We start from the raw sequence: 1,649 nt of genomic DNA, 5'->3' as shown, positions 1-1,649 counted from the left end.
GCTCGACGCTGCGCGGGCCGCATTTGGACAATCTGACGTTCAACTTCAAGGGCGCGACCAGAAGGTCAGCGCCCTTTCGTTTCACGTCACCTTGTCTCAAATGCAGCCCGCTCGCTCATATGACCCAATCCACTGTCAAGGGCCACAATGGCCCCGCCGACCGCTTGCAATCGGTCGGCGGGGCCTGCCGTTAAACCCGTCCCGGTCCGCCCCCGGCATGTCATCGACGCCTTCGGCTCAGTCTCATATCCGCGGATACCGCTCCGGCGGCCCGCAATCCTCTCCTTCGGCGGGGTTCCCCTAGTCTGTCTTCGCGCATGCGGCGGCCGCCGCGCGCACAGCGAGAACGGGGGTGTCCCCGAAGGCTGCCCGGCTCGCCGGGACGGGGGCTTATGTCTATTCCGCGCCCTCCCGGCACATCGTGCCGAGGGCCCACAGCCACCTCACGAGCTCGGCCGCGGTGGCCGCGTTCGCCTTCGCCTGCGGCATCCCGCGGGCGATCATCTCCTCGCGGCGGCGCAGGAGCCTCTCGGACCCCTTCCTCCCGTGCATCCTTATCTCGAGGGGCACGCCGGAGCCCTTGGGCATCAGCTTCGGCTGGTGGCCGGCCTGGGCATAGCACCAGGACCCCTCGACAGCCAGCTTCCTGACGAGCGCGTTGCCGGCCCCGCTGATTCCGCCGAGGCGCACGGAGTCCGCGCTCGACCTCTGCTTCGGGGCGAGGCCGAAGTAGGCCGTCACCTGCCTGCCGGAGCGGAACCTCGAGAAGTCGCCGACCTCGGACGCGAAGGCGGCGGCGAGCGCGAACCCGCACCCCTTGATCGACTGGAGCGCCTCGACCTCGGCCGAGAGGGGGCCCGCCGCGACGGCGGCCCTGTATTCGGCGAGGAGGGCCTCCCTCGTCTCGTCGGCCGCCTCGACCTCGTTCCTCAGCGCCGCAAGCGCCCGGATGCCTCCGTCGTCGGCGGGGTGTATGCCGTCGAGCCACCTGAGGAAGCCGTACGTCCAGTACTTCCGGGGGTTGCCGGCCGGCGTCGTGCCGCCGTAGACATAGCCGCGGCGGGCTAGGAACGCCAGGAGCCGCTGCTTCGCCGCCGCGAGCCTCGCGGTCGCCGCGTCGTGGGCGGCGGCGAGGTCCCTGAGCCCCTCGATCTCGGGGGACGGCACCCATACCGGGGTGACGTCGTGCGACAGTATCGCCTTGGCCATCCTGGCCGCGTCGTTGCGGTCGTTCTTGGACGAGAGGTCGGCAGCCGACCTCGGGACCTTGGAGACGGCCGCGACGACGCAGTCGACGCCGAGCCCGGAGAGCTCCCTTTGCGGGGCGAAGCCGAGGTAGCCGCTCTCGTAGGCGGCGAGCGACGGGCCGGGGAAGCCCGACATCCACTCCGCGACCTCGCCCCAGGGGTTGCCGCGGAACCTCCTCGTCACGGCCTCGCCCGTCTCCGCGTCGAGCGCGCAGACGGTGGTGGACCTGAGGTGTACGTCCATTCCGAAGGCGGTAGAATATCTAGGCACGGGAGCCTCCCAACCTCGTTGCGGCGCGGCTGCGCCTCTGGCACTTCAACAACATTGTCGCAGCCCCGACCCGCGGTCACGAGCGGGGGCTCCTGTCGTTTCCGTGCCCCTGGATTGGGTCATAGTGTCTG

2 protein-coding genes are annotated in these 1,649 nt (G+C 69.9%); one reads left to right on the top strand and one right to left on the bottom strand.

The features are described 5' to 3' along the window. Positions 1-194: hypothetical protein (locus DW233_RS10495; RefSeq protein ID WP_233547987.1), on the top strand; the 194-nt coding region annotated here is incomplete at its 5' end. A 202-nt stretch (positions 195-396) separates the two neighbouring features. Here the strand turns inward: DW233_RS10495 and DW233_RS10045 are convergent. Continuing rightward, positions 397-1,518, bottom strand: a complete 1,122-nt coding sequence (locus DW233_RS10045) for an IS110 family transposase (RefSeq protein WP_117641087.1) — start codon at positions 1,516-1,518, stop codon at positions 397-399. Positions 1,519-1,649: the final 131 nt, after the last annotated feature.

The sequence above is a fragment of the Collinsella sp. AM20-15AC genome (genome assembly GCF_003471405.1).
Classification (GTDB): Bacteria; Actinomycetota; Coriobacteriia; order Coriobacteriales; family Coriobacteriaceae; genus Collinsella.
The sequence above is the reverse complement of the archived record's forward strand: the minus strand, read 5'-3'. Positions and strand labels throughout refer to the sequence as shown.